This window comes from Pseudovibrio sp. Ad13 (assembly GCF_001623225.1).
Taxonomy (GTDB): Bacteria; Pseudomonadota; Alphaproteobacteria; order Rhizobiales; family Stappiaceae; genus Pseudovibrio.
Window position 1 is genome coordinate 190,748 of sequence record NZ_LMCC01000013.1, and the last position, 15,897, is coordinate 206,644.

Genomic DNA, 15,897 nt, shown 5'->3' on the forward strand with positions numbered 1-15,897 from the left:
GTCAAGAACCTCGCTGGCGCGGTTTAGCTATTTGCACCGCATGCACATCAAGGTCGAACTCAGTGCGCAGGTACAAGGCTTGTGGCAAAGGTTGAGACCACAACTGCCCCTCAATCTGGAAATCCAGACGATTGGAACGGCGTGGCTTATTAGGTTCAACGATAGAAACCAAAAGACTTTCTGCAATAAGACGTGGCTCGAAATGTACGATTGCCTCATGCAAGATGTCTTCAATCTCTTCAGCACTTTTGCTTGTCATCGCGCCTAGGTCTGGAATTCCAAAATTTAAGACGGAGGACTGGACTTCGGGATAGGGTGTCAAATCAATGTCTGATGCCAGGCGGGTTGTGTTAAAAAGCCACTCCAAATCACGTTGAATGGAATACCGAAGATTAACCGAACTGGTGACACGGGCTTCACGAGGCTCCACCTGCTGAAACGGGTTGTCATCTGTAAGACGATCCAACAAAGACGGGACCAACCGATCAGCAAGAGGGCGTTCAGCCATGGCCTCCCTCCGTTGAAGATGCGGCATCATCTGTGCCCGTTACGGGGCCGATGTCCTTATGAATATCCAGTTCAGTGTCAAAGTTGATCGCTCGCACCTCAAGCAGAGGGATCTCTGCGCTTTCATGCGCAAACATACGTTGCCCGATCGGTCTGTCTTCGTTCCAGGTAGTTAAACGGGAAAGCTTGAGGTTTGGGTCGTCTGAATGAACAGTCTCAACGTAACGTGTTGGAATGAAACCATTTGCAGGGCCACCATTGACCCAAAGAAGATTCACAGGTGTCCAGCACATGTCCCGCAGATCACGAGGCTCTGGAATTCTGATGGATTTGATTGCGGAGTACGGAACCCAGTAATAGGCGTTGCTCATCATAAGCTCAAGAACGGGGCCAAGTCGCGGGTCGGCATCTGCCAGCCACTCGAACTTTTCACCATTGATGGTTCCGGAAATTGCGTCTGCTTCTTCAAAGGCTTTATCCCGAAGCTCAATTGCCGCTTGTTCGTTCTTCTCACTATCGAACTTGAGGGCTTGAACCAGAAAAAAAAGCCATTCTTTGGGTTCGCCAAAGAGCAGGGGCGTCTTGTCACCTGAAAAGACTTCTTCGCGCAATTGCTCCATATCCAGCAAGCGGGAATAAGTCTCCACCATAGGCACGGCACTTTCATCAAACTGCCGGATGATTGGAAGTTGTTTTTTGGCTTTGAGCCAGTCTCCATTGACGCAATAGAGCTGGAAAAGGAGGATGCGTTCTTTGACGTCCTCAGGCTTTTTTCGCACTTGCTCCTGAGTGATCTTGAGCGCTTCTTGTAAATTACCTGTGGCTAGATGTTCCTTCGCAGGCATACGGGATCACTCCAGATTATTGCGATGAGGAAGGTTTGCCGGGGAAGCCCCGGCAAACAGATAAGGTAGGGAAAATACTCGATTATTTGACGACGAGGTCGCGAGTATTCTTGATGCGGCTCCACTTTTCGGTAAGTGTCTTGCCCATCGCACCAGTGGTATCCATCATGGTGTAATCAATCTGAACAGCACCATATTCCATCTGGATGGATTCTTTACACTCTTCGTCGTTACCTTCCCAACTGATTTCCTTGATGGCAACCAGCTTCATTGTGAAGGTAAGGAAGATCACACCAGCTTTACCGGATGCACCACCAGAACGGCGAAGCAAAAGTGTCACTGTCTCGTAAATACCGCCGTTACAACAAGCAAGGAAAAGGCCTGGCGAACCGCGGTCACTTTTCTTTTCAATCTGGAATTCTTTAAACTTCACGCGACCAGCGCCAGAACCGCCACGCATGGAACCGATGTCCATAGTGTTTTCAGCACCCATGCTGAAAGTGGCGATCTCGAAGGCCTTTTTTTTGGCCATTTCATCATCTTGTGTTTCGCCTTCAATGGCGATAGCACCGGCACCGGGCCCCTCAAAGATTACATATGCATCAATTGACATGACGCTTGCTCCACTTTTTGTTGCTTACTTTGTTGTGGCACTAAACGGCTTGCCGCATGAGGCGTAGTGCCGATTAACAGCGTTTTGAATGGGTTTGATAAAAACGCTGCCGTCTTCCGCGTCAGCCTAAGGTTTATCCTCCCTTGGCTGACGGAAGCTTTGAAACCAGTCGCAAGGAAACCGTCAGACCTTCTAACTGGTAATGAGGACGCAGGAAGAACTTCGCGCTGTAGTAGCCTGGGTTTGAATCATCGGCTTCGACGACCACTTCGGCTGACGCCAAAGGCTTTTCCGCCTTTGTCTGCTCGCTGGAACCTGCAGGATCGCCATCTACGTAACGCATAATCCAATCTTGCAGCCAGTTCTGAAGATCCTGACGTTCTTTGAACGAGCCAATCTTGTCTCGAACAATACATTTTAGATAGTGAGCGAACCGACAACTTGCAAATAAGTAAGGTAACCTAGCTGCAAGGTTCGCATTTGCTGTCGCATCAGGGTCCGTATACTCTGCTGGTTTCTGCAAAGACTGTGCCCCAATGAACGCGGCTAAGTCTGAATTCTTACGGTGTAACAATGGCATCATGCCATTCTTTGCAAGTTCAGCTTCACGGCGGTCAGTGATAGCAATCTCAGTTGGACACTTCATGTCCACGCCGCCATCATCCGTTGGGAACGTATGTGAAGGCAGACCTTCAACAGCGCCACCAGATTCAACACCTCTGATGCGGGAGCACCAGCCGTACATCTTGAATGAACGGGTGATATTGGTTGCCATTGCAAAAGCAGAATTGGACCAGACGTACTTCGAGGAGGAGGCACCTGATGTGTCCTCTTCAAAATCAAACTCATCCACTGGCTCAGTAAGCGGGCCATAAGGCAGCCGGGCCAGAAAACGCGGCATTGCAAGGCCGATATAACGGGAATCTTCAGATTCTCGTAGTGATCGCCATGCGGCATATTCTGGTGTCTGAAAGATTTTGGTGAGATCGCGGGGGTTTGAGAGTTCTTGCCAGGATTCCATTTGGAAGAGGCTAGGGCTTGCACCTGCAATGAACGGAGCATGAGCCGCCGCGGCGATCTCTGCCATTTCGTTCAAAAGTGCCACGTCTGGTGGCGTATGGTCGAAGTAGTAATCACCAATCAGCACACCATAAGGCTCACCACCGAACTGGCCGTATTCTTCTTCGTAGATTTTCTTGAAGACCGGGCTCTGATCCCAAGCCGTACCCTTGTATTTTTTCAGGGTCTTACTCAGTTCTTTTTTGGAGATATTCATCACCCGGATCTTCAGCATTTCGTCAGTCTCAGTATTATTGACGAGATAATGAAGTCCGCGCCAGGTACCTTCCAGGCTCTGGAAATCTTCGTGGTGAAGGATCGTTTGAATTTGCTCGGAAAGTTTGCGGTCAAGTTCGGCAACAATTGACTCGATTGACTTCAGCGTATCGTCTGAAATCAGCGTCGTGTTTGCCAAAGCCTGCTCAGCCAGTGTTGCCACTGCACCTTCCACGGCTTCTTTTGCGCTGTCTGACTTGGGTTTGAATTCTTGAGTGAGGAGAGATTCAAAGTTATTGGGATCAATAGCTTCAACCTGTGCCTCTTCGGCTTCGACTTCCGGTTGTTTTTCAGCTTCAGCCATTATTTTCGTCCTTCTCTTCAGCAGCAGCATCACCTTCCTTCGGTGTGGCAGCTAGTGTTTGCAAAAGGGCAGGATCATTCAAAACCTTACCGATCAACTCCTCGGCACCGGACTTGCCGTCCATATAGGTCATCAGGTTTGCAAGTTGAGTACGGGCTTCCAACAAGGTACGCAAAGCGTCAACTTTGCGGGCAACGGCTGCCGGAGAAAAGTCGTCCATACTCTCGAAGGTCAAATCAACACTGAGATTGCCTTCGCCTGTGAGGGTGTTGGGAACCCGGAATGCCACACGTGGCTTCATCGACTTCATGCGTTCATCGAAGTTGTCGACGTCGATCTCAAGGGCTTTACGATCCCCTACAGGAGGAAGTGGATCTTCGGGCTTGCCAGAAAGATCAGCCATCACGCCAGCCACGAAAGGCAGCTGGATGGTCTTCTCTGCACCGTACAATTCAACATCGTACTCAATTTGCACTCGAGGGGCTCTGTTCCTCGCTATAAATTTCTGACTACTTTGTTTTGCCATGTGATCGGGTTCCCGGTACTTTTGTTCTTATTCAGACCTGGGTTATTCGATTGAACCAGAATGCTCGTCATCGTCGTCGGGGCGTACCCCTCTGATATTCAAAACTTGTGCTTCCCCATCTGGAGCGAGGTCCTTGATGATGGAATAAAAGTCGAGATCAACAAGACGTCGGGCCCGACCCAGTAGAAGTGGAACCGGACTTGAAGGTTCGCTACGCTTGTAATACGCACAAACTTCATCAAGAGCCCTTAACACGTCAGTTCGGTTTATAACTGTTCCAGTAAAACTTGCGCTTTTCTTGCCTGTTCGGGCTTTGACTGGTCCATCTTCCTCAGAGTCAGGTTCTCCATCTTCCTCCTCCTCTTCCTCTTCGATTTCCAGTGCTGGAGCCAATAAAAACTGCGCTTGACGCAACTCTCGCAGCAGGTCGTCAAGGATCAGGCCACCGTGCTGCGCGAAAAAATCCCGGATATGCTCGGATGTTTTGATCGCGGTTTCGATTGCATTAACAACCTCTGCAATGTTTTCGCGATCAGTCTCTCTGAGAGCAGCGTCATAAGAGGCAATGTCCGGCCTATCACGACCATCAGGCAGTTCAGTCTCCCCGCGGGCAATAGCGATCTCGTTGAGAGACCATGCTCCGAAGATACGAGACTGAACTAAAGCGGCATTTCTGATCAAAGCAAGCGTTGTGCGTCTGTCGTTGAGAGCGGAAAGGACATTCGCACGCATGATCGGGTCATGCCCCTCTGCAGGATCAAGTTCTGGATGTAGCGTATCCCAGAAGGAATCCAGCATTTGTGCAATGAAATCCATGCCTTTGGCGAAGCCTGGATACCCTTCAATTGCAATTAGAGATTGTGCGTGAATGATGGCAACGCGAAGATCGTAGGTCCGTGTAAGCAGCTGGGTGGAGAGGCGCAGCGCTTCCTTCCAGTCAGGCTCTTCCCCTTTGATAATGGCTTCCCCGATCTGGTGATCTTGGGTGCCACTGGCAGCAGTCTCCATCGTCAGGAAGTCAGGATCGTATTCAAGATCCGGCCCGCAAGGTGCATTCTCCTCAATAGGTTGAAGGGAAGCCGTTGGATCCATTCGAAATCTATCCCGCTCTGCTACTGCTTATTGGGACTGGAAGTCCGATCACTACCAATTATTTGCGCATAGGATTGGTAGAGGTTGCCAAATGAGTGGGGCGACCACTCGAGATGGGCCTATAATATTCCGCAAGATCATTTCATTGTGTGTACAGTATAAGAGGAACTGGTAATATCGTTATTAACTCGTTGACTTGATAGGGAAAAGTATCTCTGCAACCAGAACACTCTGACAGATATAAGGATATTGTGTTGGAACCTGCAAAGAACACATCAACAAGCACTGTCAGGTTTTACAAGTGCCCGTCGACAAAACGCATGTTGGCAGAGAAGACGATCATCTCATCATCTGCTCCGCAGCAACTTTTTTTTAGAGAAGCGAAAGCCTTGCAGCGCCTGTCAGGCACCATTGCGCCAAAGTTTGTGGAGCTGAAAGCCGAAGACGGAAACGGAAACATCAAGCTGGTGATGGAGTTGGTGGAAGGCCAAACTCTTGCCGACAGGATGAGTAAGGCGTTGCTGTCCTCAAAAGAATGTGTCCAACTCTGTAAACAATTGGTTCTGACGATCAATCATCTCCATAACGCAGGGATTGCTCACCTGGATCTCGCTCCCAACAACATCATGCTAAGCAACCAGGGAGAGCATGGCTTAGTCATTCTGGATTTTGCCTATTGTGCCTTTGCTGACGAGCTGCCGTTTATAAGACCCCGTAGCAGTTTTACTGGTCATTTGAACTATGCCGCACCAGAACAACTCGGGTTAGGTACGGATCAAATCACCGAGAAAGCAGACCTGTATGCACTAGGCTTGATTATACACGAGATGTTTGGGCATCGGGATCATATCAAGGACACATATGAAGCTGCCATTGCGTTTCGGCAGAGCAATCCTGACCTCAGAAAATTACCGCCAGACTGGCGGCAAATGGTTACTCAACTGCTGAAATTTGTGCCGGGTGAGCGCGTTAGAATATTAACGCACAGCGACTACAGCACCTAGTCGTGGGCTTGATGTTAAGAGCTGCGGAGAGGGCGTAGGCAAGCCCAATGGCAGCCTCCGTTCGGGCAAATAAACCCGCATTGAGGCGTGCGGATGCTCGAAGTGATGCGCGTGCAGATGCCCTCATGGAAATACGGTTTGCATTGCGAAGCCAGTCAGCCTGACCAATGTTCAGGTCAAGATCACTCAAATCCACTTTAGCTGTCGGCAGTTTCAGGTTCAGCTGTGGCAGCAATCTGGAAAAGAGGCTCAGCTTTGCAGTAATGCGGGCCCAGGCTTTGACGTTTCCTGAAAACAGGCTTTCGCCAAAGGCCAGCTGTAAAAGACCAATAATGTTCAAAGCGGCCAAAATTTTGAATGCTGCTTTCAGGTCGAACTTGAAGCCAAGGTTCCAGTTGCCAAAGTCAGCCAACATCTTAGCAAGAGCCTTCAGGTCAGCCTGAGCATTCATGTTCAAATTCTGCTTCAGTCCCAGATCAACGAGCCCAAGCAAAGGTAGATTGATCTTTGCTTTCGGGAGGATGAGATTCAACTTGCCAAGATTGAGATTAAACGGGTTCAGTCCGAGCCCCTTAATCTGAAGGATGAGTTGCGCGGCAAGCCCCAGCTTCGCAAGGATATGGCCGGGAAGGGAACCAAGCTTCAGCGCAAGAGGGAGTGCAAACTTCGCTGAGGTTTGCGCAAGTTTTTTCAGTTTTAGCTTAGCGGCGGGAAGTGACGCAGACTCTGTCACGCGAAGAGCCAGGTCTGCAGCTGCAGTCAGGCGATGATTGATGCTGGCGTTCAACGCCAAAAGTTGCGCAAGGCTCAGGAAGTTGAACGGACGAAACCGCATGAACAGATGGGGGGATGTGACACGAAGAGAAGGCCCTTTGATGCGCGGCAACGCCGTCGCTTCTCCTGCCTTCAACACAAGAGGAACAAGTAGGTTGAGGTTGATGTCGGGAATGATATCTGGACAAAAACAGAAGCAAGGCAATGCGGGGTGCTCCTTCAGCTTGTTCCCGTAAACAAAGGTCGCCCCATGCTACAAAGACTGCAGCATGGGGCGTTTAGATCAGATAGAAATCTTCTGTTCGATATCTTTCAGCGCAGCTTCAATCGGCTTCTTGATTGAAACTGTTACACCGAGTGGGTTTTTCTCGAGCAGGTCGATCAGTCTATCTGAGGCCATATGCTTGTTGAGCGTTGTGATACTTGCAGAGAGCTTTTTCGTAACAGCAACTTTCTGCTTTGGATCAGCTGCGCCCCAGTCTTTCAGATCACTGAGCACTGCATCCAGATTTCCTTGCAGGACACTGGCTGCACCAGTCAATGCCTGAGAGGGGCCCTTAGCCTGAATGAGCCGCATACGTGGGTCCGTATGTGCTTTCAGCTTGGCAAGGAGACTACCAATGTCTGTTTCAACATTTGCACGCTGAACCTGAAACTCTTTGATCGCGGCAAAGACCTCTTTCTGGTCGACCTTCTCTGGTGTTGGAGCCTGCGCCAACAGAGCAAGCATCGCTTTCACACCTGATTGCGTACCGGGATCGTCCAGTGCATTGACGGAGGCTTCAACCGCTGCAAGTTGCTGCCTCAGCTTGCCATCATATTCCTCATCCTTGCCGAGAGCTTTCTCAACTTTATGGGTGAGTGCAGCCAGGATCGACGTCAGCTTGTCGCGCAGAATTTCTTCTTGTGCTGCGTCTTCCGCGACAGCTGCTGCGGCATCTTCAGCAGATGTGTCCTCGTCGTCTTCAGTGTCTTCCAGATTTTCGCCGCTGGCAGCCAGTTCTTCATCAGTAAAGGCTTCATCACTGCCGGAGTCTGAAACTTCATCAGTTTCATGAGAGAACGTATCCAGCATATGATCTGGAGTCTCTGCACCTTCTTCCTCTGCGTGATCAGAGTGAACGGTGTTGCCCTCTTCATCTTTTACATGGATCTTGAAGTTCAGCTTTTGGCTGATTAGGAACTTACGCATCATCTTGATAAGCCCTTGGGTAGGTGGCTTACCAACGCATTCGATGGTCATTTCCTTACTTTTAATGGTCACAACCCCACACATGCTCTTGGGGTTCTGGGTCTCTTTCTTCACCGCGACCAAAAGCATCTTTGGCTTTTTCCGCGGGTGAATCATCAAAGCGTCGTCTTCCTTTGGATTCTTGTTTGGCGAATACGCAAAGTTGACTTCTTGCTTACGTGCCTTCTGAATGCCTGCTTTTAGCTGTTGTAGTTCTTTGGGGTCCATTGGGTAACCTCGACGTTTGATCTTCCGACTACTTACTAAACTTCCTTTTATGTACTTTACATAAAACAGGTCTCGACGGTTTTAAATAAAGAGTACTGTCTGGGCGCACGTCATCAGTGTTGAGCGTTTCAAAATCAAACATGGTACACAATCGCGCGATCACTTTAATTCCAAGGAAGGTGACGTAGCTGGCGCCCGTACACATTCTCGGGCCCAAACCAAAGGGGAAATAGCTCCCAAGTGTTGCTTTCGCTTCTCCGCGCGAAAATCGATCAGGATCGAACATATCTGGATTTTCCCAGAATGAACGGTGGCGATGAACAACCCATGGACTGATGATTACCATGGATTCCTTAGGGATTAGAGTGTCCCCAAGTGTCGTGTCTTCTCGGGCAACGCGGGAAAGATAAAGCACGGGTGGATAAAGACGCAGGACCTCTTTAAAGACGTCACGCGTAAAACGCAGGCGGGGCAGGTGCTCATAAGAGATACGGCCACAAGCTGTCACCAGCTGCACTTCTGTTCGAATGCGCTCAACTATCTCTGGGCATTGCGCAAGAATATAGACAGACCAACACAACGCTGCAGATGTTGTTTCGTGGCTGGAGAGGAAAATGCTCGCGACCTGGTCAACAAGTTGTGATTTCGTAAAACGCTTGCCGGTCGATGGAACACGGGCATCCTGAAACACTTGAAAGAAGTTTTGAGAGTTCGGAGGCTTGTTATGCATGTGCTCGTCAATGATCTGCGAAATGACAGCACGCACGTCTTCTGCGGTCTTCAAGGCAGCTTCTGTAAACACAGGCTGTGATCGACCGGTAAAGCGCTTCAGATCCAACGCTGTCCCAGCAACTTCCTCCTCATATTTCATTATGGAGTCGAAACATTGGTGCTCCAGCTGGATCTCAATGGGCTTTGAGAACACACAGCGGAAATTAACATCGGCAACCAGAAAGTTGATCTCTTCAGCCAGTTTGACGGTTTGACCAGTTTCAGCGTGTTGCTGAAAACGCTCAACAAAGGAGCTGAGTGCTTCTTGCAGATAGCCAAACGAGATGCGGACGCTTGTGTTGGAAAAGATAGGCGCAACCATTTCATGCTGGTCTTGCCAGTCAACACCTTCTGCAGAAACCAGACCATTATGCAGGATCGGCTTCAACAACTCTGCAATTCCGCCGCCTTTTGGGAAAATCGCTTGTTGCTCTTCCAGGACTCTGGACAGCAACTTGGGCTCATTTACGAGGAATTTACGCGGGTCATCATCGTCAAACTGAAAAATCGCGCACTCGTACAGCTCCTTTGGGATGACACCAAGAGGGTCAGAGCTCAAATAATTACTGAAGTTTCTCCAGCCTTCTGCGGCTTCTCCCGGATAGGGTGCTGGCGGACGATATAATGAAATCTTGTTTTCCATTATCTACATTCATGTTGCGGCGGAAATTGGAATACTTCCGCACATTTCCCAACATCATCAGCGCAAGCCGATAGGAGAAGTAGGTGAGAACCCATGCGCAATAGTGCTTTGCGGGAATATAGAACAGCCCTCTTAGAGATTTGCTTTCGGGACGCCGCAAATTTTGTTTGATTGCTAATCAAGAGAAAACACTCTGAGTAACCAATGGTTTTGGTCTCATCAGACACAGCGGTAAAAGTAAGAGCTATAGGGCTTTAGGCCTGATGTGATGACAATAGAAAGCAAGGTAAACCCGCCAAAATATGGCTGCAGAAAACGTCTTCTAACCTTACTTGAATCTAAAAGAGGTCCCCTAAGGGAACGTGTTGGCGTGTTATGACTTGGAAAAAGACGAGTTTGGGATGCCCGTACTGTTGCGCAGGATCAAGCGGCACCCAAGCTCCACGCGGCGCGCACTGCGCTCGCCATCAGGCAGGGTTAAAGCTTCTTCCAACAGATTCAGCGCGACGTGACCGATCTCTTCCATGGGAACGTGGATGGTAGAGAGGGAAGGGCTGGACAGTTCGCCAAACAATGCATTGTCAAAGCCCATAATTGAAACATTGTTGGGGACAGAGTAGCCGTGGGTCTGTAGGGCTTTCATCGCACCAAGCGCAACGTTGTCTGCTGAGCAAAAGAACGCGGAGTACGGGGAGGGACCATTGTATTCGCTCAGCCATTTGCTGAAGTTGGTCTCCACCACATCCTGCTGATAGTCGCCAACATCAATAATATCGGAGACAGGAACGTCGAGCCCAGCTTGTCTGAAGGCATCCAGAAACCCTTCAGTCCGTTGTTTCGCAACCCGCCGATTGCCCCAGGTGAGCAGCGCAATCTTTTTATGGCCCAGTTCCAGCAGGTGGTCAGTCGCCAGCTTTGCCCCAAAACGGTTGCTGGGGGCAACAGTATCCACTCTCATCGACTGATCCTGCCCACTCAGAATAACGGAGGCAGACGGCAGTTTGTAAAGCATATCGATGAGACATTGCCTGTCATCCTGCATGACTGCGATGCCTTGGGGGCGGTGTTTTGCAACGGCCTCTACAATATTGTCCGGATTGATTTCATTTTCTTCCTCGATCTGAGGAATGAGGCGAATACCACGGCTTTGGCATTCTTTCCTGAAGGCGTTCAGCATGGTCCAGGCCACGAAGTTGCGGTCAGACTTAGGGAAGGCTTTCTTGGTGCCAACCAGCAGCACTGTAGAGAGCAGGGAGATAGAAGCTTTGCGTCTCCGCTTAGCGAGGTAACCGGTCTCACGCGCGATGCCTAACACACGTTCCTGCACTTCACTGCCGATGGGAGCAGAAGCGTTCAAAACGTGGGAAACAGTGCTGATTGAGACGTTCGCAAGCTTTGCGATCTGCTTGATACCCGTTGCCACGCGACTTCCACCATTCATCAATAAGACAGGCAATTATTGAATGAAAATCTTTTCATGTGCAACGCCTACGTGCGTGCTGCTGTGTATCACTGAAAGGAACTGATTGATGAATATTACTTATCCAATACGCATTTGATACACAAACAACTTCGCAGTCGCATTCGTTATTATGATCTAAGCTGATGAATAAATACAAGAAAATCTGCATTGCCCAACTTTTGGTGGCAAATGAGCCAGATTGAGTGATGACCTTCAAGTAAGTTGAAGAACCAATCATGAAAAAGTTTTCATAAAGGCGCCTTGTTGTCAAACGGGGCTCCTGTCATCTTTGCCAGGTAACCGATTGTCAACAAGGTCATATTCAGGCTGCGATGTGCAGTGGGGTGGGCTTGTTGCATTAATAGAAGTAATGCGTTTTGGCGGGGAGGATCTGGCAAAACGTGTTGGGGGAGAATTTGATGAAGAGCGTTACACTCACGTCGATTGCTGCTTTGACGCTGCCGTTTCTGGCCGCCAATGGCTGGGCCTATAACGAGGCGCCCATGCTCAAGCAGTTGGTTGAAGCCGGTCAATTGCCACCGGTTGAAGAGCGTCTGCCGAAAAATCCACGCGTTATTCCTGTCTACGACAGCATCGGGACCTATGGTGGTGTCCTGAAGCGTGCGTTCAAAGGTCCAAGCGACCGTTGGGGCCAACCAAGCTCATGGAAGAGCGTGTGGTTGAAACCTACATGGATGGAGACAAGAACCTGTCTCTGGTTCCAGGCTGGATCGGCGAATACTCTGCAAGTGAGGACGCTCGTGAGTTCACCTTTACAATCCGCGAAGGTCTGCGCTGGTCTGACGGTGCTCCCGTCACCACCCGCGATGTGCGGTTCTGGTATGAAGACGTCTTCCTCAACGAAGACCTGATGCCATCCATCAAAGCGCTGTACACCTCCAACGGTGTGCCAATGAAGCTGTCTTTTGCTGATGATTATACCTTCACTGTTTCCTTTGAGAAGCCATACCCGCTGTTCCTGACCGTTCTGGCCAAGGAAAGCACAGGCCGTCCGGGCTTGGATCGCCCAGGCTTTATTGAGCCATTCCACTACCTCAAAGACTACCACCCAGCCTACGCTGATCCTGCCAAGCTGGAGGCAGCCATTGCCAAGTATGGTGCCAAGAAATGGACAGATCTTTGGGATTCCAAAGGCCAAATTCAGGCGTGGTGGTTCAACCCCAATATGCCGGTTCTCACCGCATGGCGCGTGAAGACACCACCGCCCTCCGACACCGTGGTTATGGAGCGCAATCCTTATTACTACGGCGTGGATGCAGAAGGAAACCAGCTTCCTTACATCGACCAGATTGAGCACCGCCTGTTCCAGGATCCGCAAGCCATCAACTTCATGGCGATTCAGGGCGAGATTGACCTCCAAAACCGCCACATCAATGTGGCTGACTTCACATTGCTGAAGGAAAACGAGGCCAAGGGCGACTACACCATTGAAAAATGGACCAAGGCGCTGACATGGTCGATCATTCCGAACCTCAATTCCAAAGATGAAGTCAAGCAGGCTCTGTTTGAAGACATTCGCTTCCGCGAAGCACTAAACATCTCAGTTGACCGCGAAACCATCAACGAACTGGCGTTCTCCGGTTTAGGTGAGGCGCGTCAGGCTTCGCCGATCTCCGGTTCTCCATTCTACGACGAGGAAGCTGAAGCGCGTTGGACAGAGTATGACCCGGACAAAGCTGCAGAGCTTCTGGATGCGATCGGCCTGACCGAGCAAGATGGGGATGGCTATCGTCTGATGCCAGATGGCCGTCGTCTCAGCCTCGTGCTGGAAACTCGCTGGGACATCCAGGGTGAACTGCTCGAAGTGGTCCGTACCTACTGGCAGGATGTTGGCATTGAAGTTCTGGTGCGTATCATCGATCGCACGCTCTACCAGCAGCACGTTGATACGGCGGACTTCGATATGGTCCTCGACACGTTTGATCGTTCCTCCGTCATTACAGCTGACCCGCTTCGGTTCCTTGGTCGCTATGGCTTTGCACAGAGCTACTTCAACTGGTGGAGCACCAACGGTAAGGCCGGTGAAGAGCCGCCGAAAGATCATCCGATCAGAGAAGTCTGGAAAGCATGGGAAAGCGCCCAGACTGCACATAGCCTTGAAGAAGCTAATACCTATGCGCAGCAGATGGTGACCTTGCACAAACAATACGGTTGGCATGTGGGGCTCGTTGGTGAAACGCCTGCAATCTACGTGCGCAAAAACAGCCTGAAAAACTTCCCTGCGGGGTTCGTCCACGACGACGCGTTACGCGGCGTTGGCCTCGCATATCCGCAGCAGCTCTATTTCTCCCAAGATTAACCTGCCTTGCGGTTGAACTGGCGGTGGCGATCCCGATGCCGCCGCCAGTTCACAACTTCAATGCGTCCTTACAAGTACAATAAAACGGAAAAGGGATATGGCAGGTTATATTGCGCATCGCCTACTGTGGTCGATCCCGACATTGATCGTTATCACGATTGCCACATTCGTTATCATTCAGCTTCCACCGGGTGATTATGTAACAGCATACATTGCAGAACTGGTAGAAACTGGTGAAGTTATTGATGCGGAAACAGCTGCTCACATTCGTCATGAGTTTGGTTTGGACCGTCCAATGTACGAGCAGTTCCTCACATGGATCGGCGGAATCCTGCTTCATGGTGACTTCGGGCTGTCTCTCGACTGGAAACTTCCGGTATCTGAGCTGATCTGGGATCGTATCGGTCTCACCCTGCTGATCTCCATGCTCTCATTGTTGATGACATGGACGATCGCTATTCCAATCGGCGTATATTCCGCCACGCGTCAGTATTCATTCCTTGACCATCTGTTCACCGTTCTTGGCTTCCTCGGGCGCGGTATTCCAGACTTCCTACTCGCCTTGGTGCTGATGTGGATGGGCTTCCTCTACTTCAACTTCCACGTTGGCGGATTGTTCTCGCCAGCCTACGAAAATGCACCGTGGTCCTTTGCTAAATTCGGCGACCTTCTCTCCCACCTTTGGGTACCCGTTCTCGTACTCTCTACCGGTGGTGCAGCTGGCCTGTTGCGCATCATGCGCGCCAATATGCTGGAAGAGCTGGGCAAACCGTATGTTGAGACCGCCTATGCACAAGGCTTAAGCGAACGACAGGTCGTCTGGCGCTACCCGGTGCGCGTTGCTCTCAACCCGTTCATCTCCACCGTAGGTTGGGCATTGCCTGCACTCATTTCTGGCGATGTCATCACAGCAGTGGTGCTGAACCTCCCGACAACCGGCCCACTGCTTCTGCGCTCCTTGCAGAACCAGGACATGTATCTGGCTGGTGGCTTCATTCTCATACTGAGCGTCTTCACCATCATCGGCACGTTGCTTTCAGACATCCTGCTGGTGCTGACCGATCCACGCATTCGTCATTCGTGAGGGCACTATGTCAGAGCAAACTTTAAGTGATACTGTTGTTGAACCTGCAGTCGAGGTGAAGGAGAACTCCTCCTACACCGCCAAGCCACTGACCCTGATGTGGTGGCGTTTCAAAAAACATAAACTGGCCCTGTGGTCTCTGGGCGTGATCATCCTGCTTTATCTGGTTGCTGCATTCGCTGGTTTTCTGGCGCCGTATGATCCATTCAAGCACAACAGGCTTCACCCGTTCGTGCCGCCGCAGTCCATCCACCTGTTTAGCGAGGATGGCACGTTCCAGGGCCCGTTCGTCTATGGCCTGAAGCGCCAACGTGATCCGGAAACCGCTCGTCTTTCTTTTGAGGAAGATACCAGCAAGATCAATCGCATTCGGTTCTTCGTCGAAGGTGACAAATACAAGTTCTGGGGTCTCGTCCCAACCAAACTGCGCTTGTTCGGCGTCGAAGGTCGTCGCAACCGGGTTTACATCCTGGGGACAGACAAACTCGGTCGTGACCTGTTCTCTCGTTTGGTCTATGGCGCTCGTGTCACGCTCTCCGTTGGTTTGATCGGCGTGTTCTTCTCCTTCGTGATCGGTATTACACTCGGCAGTCTGGCAGGTCTCATCGGCGGAACAATTGATACCGTCATCCAGCGCATGGCCGAACTCGTCCGCTCCATTCCAACCATCCCGCTCTGGCTTGGTTTGGCAGCTGCTCTTCCGGTGAATTGGGATCCGATCCTCGTTTACTTGCTCATCACGGTCATTCTGGCATTAATCGGCTGGACCAACCTTGCCCGTGTGGTGCGTGGCCACTTCATGACCATCCGCAATCAGGATTTCGTGCTGGCAGCTCGTCTGTCTGGTGCCTCCAAAACCGGCATCGTGACCCGTCACATGCTGCCATCCATGACGTCCTATGTGATCGCAGCAATCTCATTGGCAATCCCGGAGATGATCCTCGGTGAGACAGCACTCAGCTTCCTTGGTCTGGGTCTGCGTCCTCCGGTCATCAGTTGGGGTGTGCTGCTACAGGATGCTCAGAATCTGCGCTCAATCGCTCTGGCACCGTGGCTCCTCATTCCTGGCGTGGCGATTGTTGTGACAATCCTTGCTTTCAACTTCCTCGGCGATGGCTTGCGTGATGCTGCCGATCCCTATCAGAAATAAGGAGAACG

At 50.7% G+C, this 15,897-nt stretch carries 15 protein-coding genes; 5 read left to right on the forward strand and 10 right to left on the reverse strand.

The annotated features are described in order from the left end of the window. Position 1: 1 nt before the first annotated feature. The 6 genes from tssE to tssA all read right to left on the reverse strand — a co-directional run bounded on the left by tssE (position 2) and on the right by tssA (position 5,222). Entirely contained in the window at positions 2–508 is a 507-nt protein-coding gene (tssE, locus tag PsAD13_RS14650) for a type VI secretion system baseplate subunit TssE (protein ID WP_063318616.1), read from the reverse strand. Further along, a complete protein-coding gene (locus PsAD13_RS14655) occupies positions 501–1,352 on the reverse strand; it encodes a type VI secretion system accessory protein TagJ (RefSeq protein WP_063318617.1) in 852 nt (283 codons plus the stop codon). Before PsAD13_RS14655 ends, tssE begins: the two co-directional genes overlap by 8 nt. 82 nt (positions 1,353–1,434) lie before the next feature. Beyond that, complete coding sequence (locus PsAD13_RS14660) at positions 1,435–1,965, reverse strand: type VI secretion system tube protein Hcp (RefSeq protein ID WP_057465257.1); 531 nt, start codon at positions 1,963–1,965, stop codon at positions 1,435–1,437. Between the two features lie 133 nt (positions 1,966–2,098). After that, a complete protein-coding gene (gene tssC / locus PsAD13_RS14665; RefSeq protein ID WP_057465256.1) occupies positions 2,099–3,604 on the reverse strand; it encodes a type VI secretion system contractile sheath large subunit in 1,506 nt (501 codons plus the stop codon). Then, the gene (gene tssB, locus PsAD13_RS14670) at positions 3,597–4,130 is read right to left on the reverse strand and encodes a type VI secretion system contractile sheath small subunit (protein ID WP_057465255.1); all 534 of its coding nucleotides are present in this window, start codon (positions 4,128–4,130) and stop codon (positions 3,597–3,599) included. The genes tssC and tssB overlap by 8 nt, the downstream gene beginning before the upstream one ends. 42 nt (positions 4,131–4,172) lie before the next feature. Next, a complete protein-coding gene (tssA, locus tag PsAD13_RS14675) occupies positions 4,173–5,222 on the reverse strand; it encodes a type VI secretion system protein TssA (protein WP_057465254.1) in 1,050 nt (349 codons plus the stop codon). Between the two features lie 320 nt (positions 5,223–5,542). Here tssA and PsAD13_RS14680 point away from each other — a divergent pair, with 320 nt between their 5' ends. After that, the gene (locus tag PsAD13_RS14680) at positions 5,543–6,226 is read left to right on the forward strand and encodes a protein kinase (RefSeq protein WP_063318618.1); all 684 of its coding nucleotides are present in this window, start codon (positions 5,543–5,545) and stop codon (positions 6,224–6,226) included. On the opposite strand, the gene PsAD13_RS14685 is transcribed toward PsAD13_RS14680, so the two are convergent. The 4 genes from PsAD13_RS14685 to PsAD13_RS14700 all read right to left on the reverse strand — a co-directional run bounded on the left by PsAD13_RS14685 (position 6,192) and on the right by PsAD13_RS14700 (position 11,296). After that, a complete protein-coding gene (locus tag PsAD13_RS14685; protein WP_208986651.1) occupies positions 6,192–7,205 on the reverse strand; it encodes a hypothetical protein in 1,014 nt (337 codons plus the stop codon). The genes PsAD13_RS14680 and PsAD13_RS14685 overlap by 35 nt on opposite strands. A gap of 78 nt (positions 7,206–7,283) precedes the next feature. After that, complete coding sequence (locus PsAD13_RS14690) at positions 7,284–8,459, reverse strand: hypothetical protein (RefSeq protein WP_063318619.1); 1,176 nt, start codon at positions 8,457–8,459, stop codon at positions 7,284–7,286. 28 nt (positions 8,460–8,487) lie between these two features. Next, positions 8,488–9,873 carry a cytochrome P450 gene (locus PsAD13_RS14695; protein ID WP_057465251.1) on the reverse strand — a complete coding sequence of 462 codons (1,386 nt, stop codon included), beginning with the start codon at positions 9,871–9,873 and terminating at the stop codon, positions 8,488–8,490. A gap of 373 nt (positions 9,874–10,246) precedes the next feature. Beyond that, positions 10,247–11,296, reverse strand: coding sequence for a LacI family DNA-binding transcriptional regulator (locus PsAD13_RS14700; protein ID WP_208986652.1), 1,050 nt, complete (start codon positions 11,294–11,296; stop codon positions 10,247–10,249). A 409-nt stretch (positions 11,297–11,705) separates the two neighbouring features. Here PsAD13_RS14700 and PsAD13_RS28510 point away from each other — a divergent pair, with 409 nt between their 5' ends. The 4 genes from PsAD13_RS28510 to PsAD13_RS14715 all read left to right on the forward strand — a co-directional run bounded on the left by PsAD13_RS28510 (position 11,706) and on the right by PsAD13_RS14715 (position 15,889). Next, on the forward strand, positions 11,706–11,828 hold the full coding sequence (locus PsAD13_RS28510) for a hypothetical protein (protein ID WP_275496458.1): 123 nt from the start codon (positions 11,706–11,708) through the stop codon (positions 11,826–11,828). 171 nt (positions 11,829–11,999) lie between these two features. Next, entirely contained in the window at positions 12,000–13,655 is a 1,656-nt protein-coding gene (locus PsAD13_RS14705; protein ID WP_244275167.1) for an ABC transporter substrate-binding protein, read from the forward strand. Between the two features lie 97 nt (positions 13,656–13,752). Next, positions 13,753–14,739, forward strand: coding sequence for an ABC transporter permease (locus PsAD13_RS14710; protein ID WP_063291949.1), 987 nt, complete (start codon positions 13,753–13,755; stop codon positions 14,737–14,739). Between the two features lie 7 nt (positions 14,740–14,746). Beyond that, the gene (locus PsAD13_RS14715) at positions 14,747–15,889 is read left to right on the forward strand and encodes an ABC transporter permease (protein ID WP_063318621.1); all 1,143 of its coding nucleotides are present in this window, start codon (positions 14,747–14,749) and stop codon (positions 15,887–15,889) included. Positions 15,890–15,897 lie beyond the last annotated feature (8 nt).

Excerpts from the sequence above, each read along its gene's own strand:
- tssE (WP_063318616.1), bottom strand. The coding sequence starts at position 508 with ATGGCTGAACGCCCTCTTGCTGATCGGTTGGTCCCGTCTTTGTTGGAT.
- PsAD13_RS14655 (WP_063318617.1), bottom strand. The coding sequence starts at position 1,352 with ATGCCTGCGAAGGAACATCTAGCCACAGGTAATTTACAAGAAGCGCTC.
- PsAD13_RS14660 (WP_057465257.1), bottom strand. The coding sequence starts at position 1,965 with ATGTCAATTGATGCATATGTAATCTTTGAGGGGCCCGGTGCCGGTGCT.
- tssC (WP_057465256.1), bottom strand. The coding sequence starts at position 3,604 with ATGGCTGAAGCTGAAAAACAACCGGAAGTCGAAGCCGAAGAGGCACAG.
- tssB (WP_057465255.1), bottom strand. The coding sequence starts at position 4,130 with ATGGCAAAACAAAGTAGTCAGAAATTTATAGCGAGGAACAGAGCCCCT.
- tssA (WP_057465254.1), bottom strand. The coding sequence starts at position 5,222 with ATGGATCCAACGGCTTCCCTTCAACCTATTGAGGAGAATGCACCTTGC.
- PsAD13_RS14680 (WP_063318618.1), top strand. The coding sequence starts at position 5,543 with ATGTTGGCAGAGAAGACGATCATCTCATCATCTGCTCCGCAGCAACTT.
- PsAD13_RS14690 (WP_063318619.1), bottom strand. The coding sequence starts at position 8,459 with ATGGACCCCAAAGAACTACAACAGCTAAAAGCAGGCATTCAGAAGGCA.
- PsAD13_RS14695 (WP_057465251.1), bottom strand. The coding sequence starts at position 9,873 with ATGGAAAACAAGATTTCATTATATCGTCCGCCAGCACCCTATCCGGGA.
- PsAD13_RS28510 (WP_275496458.1), top strand. The coding sequence starts at position 11,706 with ATGCGTTTTGGCGGGGAGGATCTGGCAAAACGTGTTGGGGGAGAATTT.
- PsAD13_RS14705 (WP_244275167.1), top strand. The coding sequence starts at position 12,000 with ATGGAAGAGCGTGTGGTTGAAACCTACATGGATGGAGACAAGAACCTG.
- PsAD13_RS14710 (WP_063291949.1), top strand. The coding sequence starts at position 13,753 with ATGGCAGGTTATATTGCGCATCGCCTACTGTGGTCGATCCCGACATTG.
- PsAD13_RS14715 (WP_063318621.1), top strand. The coding sequence starts at position 14,747 with ATGTCAGAGCAAACTTTAAGTGATACTGTTGTTGAACCTGCAGTCGAG.